This window comes from Streptomyces sp. NPDC057654, from assembly GCF_042800135.1.
Classification (GTDB): Bacteria; Actinomycetota; Actinomycetes; order Streptomycetales; family Streptomycetaceae; genus Streptomyces.
Genome location: NZ_JBHVHQ010000955.1, coordinates 1 through 3,115 on the forward strand (window position 1 = coordinate 1; position 3,115 = coordinate 3,115).

Annotated in this window: 5 protein-coding genes; 3 read left to right on the top strand and 2 right to left on the bottom strand. The window is 72.0% G+C overall.

Annotated features, from left to right (window positions below; all coding sequences use genetic code 11):
- From ACFU99_RS38800 to ACFU99_RS38810, 3 genes are all read left to right on the top strand, one after another.
- Positions 1-598: major capsid protein (locus ACFU99_RS38800; RefSeq protein WP_384401972.1), on the top strand; the 598-nt coding region annotated here is incomplete at its 5' end.
- Positions 598-837 (top strand): hypothetical protein, encoded by a 240-nt coding sequence (locus tag ACFU99_RS38805; protein WP_384401975.1) that lies wholly within the window; start codon positions 598-600, stop codon positions 835-837. The genes ACFU99_RS38800 and ACFU99_RS38805, both read left to right, overlap by 1 nt.
- A gap of 66 nt (positions 838-903) precedes the next feature.
- Complete coding sequence (locus ACFU99_RS38810) at positions 904-1,233, top strand: hypothetical protein (protein WP_384401978.1); 330 nt, start codon at positions 904-906, stop codon at positions 1,231-1,233.
- Between the two features lie 30 nt (positions 1,234-1,263).
- On the opposite strand, the gene ACFU99_RS38815 is transcribed toward ACFU99_RS38810, so the two are convergent.
- Positions 1,264-1,884, bottom strand: a complete 621-nt coding sequence (locus ACFU99_RS38815) for a GntR family transcriptional regulator (RefSeq protein WP_384401984.1) — start codon at positions 1,882-1,884, stop codon at positions 1,264-1,266.
- On the bottom strand, positions 1,788-3,044 hold the full coding sequence (locus tag ACFU99_RS38820; protein ID WP_384401981.1) for a hypothetical protein: 1,257 nt from the start codon (positions 3,042-3,044) through the stop codon (positions 1,788-1,790). Before ACFU99_RS38820 ends, ACFU99_RS38815 begins: the two co-directional genes overlap by 97 nt.
- Between the last annotated feature and the right edge of the window lie 71 nt (positions 3,045-3,115).

Below are 3,115 nucleotides of genomic sequence, written 5' to 3' on the forward strand. Positions count from 1 at the left end.
GCTGGAGGTCGACTGGAACGTGCCGGCGGCGAACATGCCGGCCGCCGCCCGCCCGTGGTCGGACCCGGCCAGCGATCCGATCGCGGACGAACTTCGGTGGATCGAGCACCTGGACGACATCGGCGCCCCGGCCCCCGAGCTGGTGCTCACCTCCCGCAAGGCGTTCTCCTTCCTGGCGGCCAACAACGCCTACCGGGCCGCGTACTACGGCAGTGTCAATCCCTCCTCGACGCCGACCGCGACGCTCACCCCGCAGCAGATCAACGTGGTGCGCGGCAACTACGGGCTGCCGCTGGTGACGTTCTACAAGGCGCAGGTGCGGGTGGACGGGACGCCGCGCAAGGTGCTGCCGGAGGACCGGTGGATTCTGGCGCCGCCGGACCGCACGAAGTGGGCGCAGACCATGTTCGGGGTGACGGCCGAGGCGTTGGTCCTCTCGCGCGGCAGCAACCCGGAGATCGTCCGCGAGGACGCGCCGGGCATCGTCATCACCCGCGGTGTCCAGGACGACCCGGTCCAGATCTGGACCAAGGGCGCCGCCGTGGGCATGCCGGTGATGCACACCCCGGACGCGCACATCGTCGCGAAGGTGCTGTGATGCCGCGCCTTGCCGCCGCCGTGTACGTCCAGCACCCCGCAACCCGGGAGGTGCTGATCCTGCTGCCGGGAGAAAAACCCGAACCGGAGATCGCCGCGCTGGTGACGAACCCCAAGGCATGGGAGGAACCACCGATCGTGGTGGGTCAGGAAGGGGCGGCCGACCCTGCCGAGTCCGAGCCGGGGCCGGAGCAGGTGAAGAAGACGGCACCGCGGCGGGCCCGCTCGGCCGCGCCGTAGCCGTCCGTACGGCCCGGCACCGGGAAGACCTGGTGTCGGGCCGTGCCACGTGGGGAGGAGGATCGGGTGGATGAGTTCCAGCGGTCGTGGCTGCTGGCGCAGCTCGGGCCGGACACCGACGCCGGCGATGTGGAGGCCCGCTTCCTGCGGCTGCGGTCGGTGCGGGCGGTGGCCCTGGAGGTGCTGGGCGAGCGGCGCGCCAAGCTCCTGGGCGATCCGCTGAGGGTCACCGTCGACGGCGTGGTGACCATGGACTTGCAGGAGAACCTGCGCGGCATCGAACGACAGATCGACGCGATGACCCGTACGCCCGCCCCGGACGACCCTACCGACGAGGACGACGGCACGGACGTACTGGCGACGGCGCGACTGGTGCCCGCGTGCCGTTACCGGTAGCGGCGTACGGCCATCGCGGCGGGCCGGTGGTCACGGTGTGCGGATGCGCGCGCCGTTCAGCGTCGGCGGGTCGGTGACGCCGAGCTGTACCAGCAGGCGGTGCGCGATGCGCGCGGAGTGGAGGGACGCGCCGTAGGTGCGCGCGAGCCTCTTCTGCGAAGGGAGCAGGGAGCCCGGCCGGTAGGTGCCGTCCTTGATGGCCTGACAGACCTCGGCGGCCAGGCGCTGCGCTTCTGGTGGAGCCCAGGTGATGTCGGTGGCGGCCGTGGCGGCGTCCTGCAGGGAGCACACGCGGGCGCGCTGACCCCGGCCGCCTTCCAGGAGGCCCTCTTCGCGCAGCTGGCGCTGCGCGTTGCGGGCCGTGGCCTCCGATACGCCATACCGTATGGCCAACCGCGCCGCCGAGGGCACGGCCGAGCCCGGCGGGTAACTGCCGTCCCTGATGGCCTGGCGGAGCTCGTGGACGATGAACTCCCGCAGCCCCGGCGCACTGTCGAGGGGGCTGGGGGGTTGGTTGGGGGTTTGCACCACGCTGCCTTTGCCGGTGCGGACGATCACGATCCCTTCGTCGGCGAGGACGTGCAGGGCGTGACGGCAGGCGGGTTCGCTGGCGTGGAACATGGCGCCGAGAGTGCGGACGGTGGGAAGCAGCGCGCCGGCGGGGTAGGTGCCGTCCGCGATCCGGTGCCGCAGCTGCGCGGCGATGTCCGCCCCGGTGGCCCGCCCCGGTGGCGGGTGTACGGCGGTGATGTGCACGGAGTCTCCAGGAAGCCGTGGTCGGGGTGCGCGCAGGTACGGGCAGGGGGGGCCGGTGCGGGGATACGTTTCTCCCCGCACCGGCCAGTGGGCGCCGCTCGGTGCGTCGGGTGGGTGCCGCCGGGGCGCCGGGCGGCTGCTCTCAGGCGGCGTGCGGTGTCTCGTGCTGGGGGGGTGGCCCAGAGGGAGAGGTCGCTGAGTAGGTCGGTGAGGGTGGCCCGGTGCCAGCGGGTCAGGACGGCGTCGTGGTCGCTGATGCCGTGCATGTCGATGGTCGCGGCGTCCACGAGGGCGGGCAGGAGCCGGTGGTCGGCGTAGACGGCGTCGACGGTGGTGGCCGGGCTGTGGGACGCGGAGGCCGCCATGGTCGTCAGCTTGCTCACGTCCCGGTCGGCGGACAGGTGGCCGACGACGTCGATCAGGCCCGCGAGGTACAGGGTCTCGTCGGGCACGGTGTCCATGATCCGGGTGCCGTCGGGTCCCGGCCGGCTGCGGTGCGCGCGGTGCGGGAGGTTCGGGATCTCCTCCAGCCGGGGGATGTTCGGATCGCCCGTGCGGTAGCTGTTCCGGTCGATGCCGATGAGCGCGGGCATCGTGTGCGGGATGCCGTCGATCATGTGCGTCTTGTCGGCGTAGCCGGTTGTCCATCCGGCTTCGATCTCCCGCTGTGCGTAGGAGTCGTAGCTCAGGTGGGCGGATGCCCCGATGAGGGGCATGGCGGTGGGGCCGGTGCCGACGAGGCGCAGGGACGCGGCGGCGGGCGGCGCTGACCAGGTGCGGCGTCCGGGCTCCCACTCCCGCAGGCAGGTGAAGACCTTCGGGTCGTAGAAGAGCGCGGTGTAACTGGCCGGTCCGAGCACCCAGTTCATGGCGAGCCGATGGTCGGCCTCGTACATGACGGACTTGCCGTCGGCGTCGGCGCCTGGAAGTTCCTGCTGGAGGACGAGGTGTGCGTCGGCCTCGGCCCACGCGCGGTGAGCGGCGGCGCGCACGCGTGCGTCGCCCCGCCCGTTGCACTCGACGTTGCTGGAAATGATGTTGATGTGTTCGGGCACGTACGGCTCCATCGATGGCCGGGTTCTCTGTTGGGGAAGGGGGCGGGCCTGGCCGGGCCGGGGTGGTGTCC

Coding starts and splice junctions, on each gene's coding strand:
- ACFU99_RS38805 (WP_384401975.1), top strand. CDS start 598: ATGCCGCGCCTTGCCGCCGCCGTGTACGTCCAGCACCCCGCAACCCGG.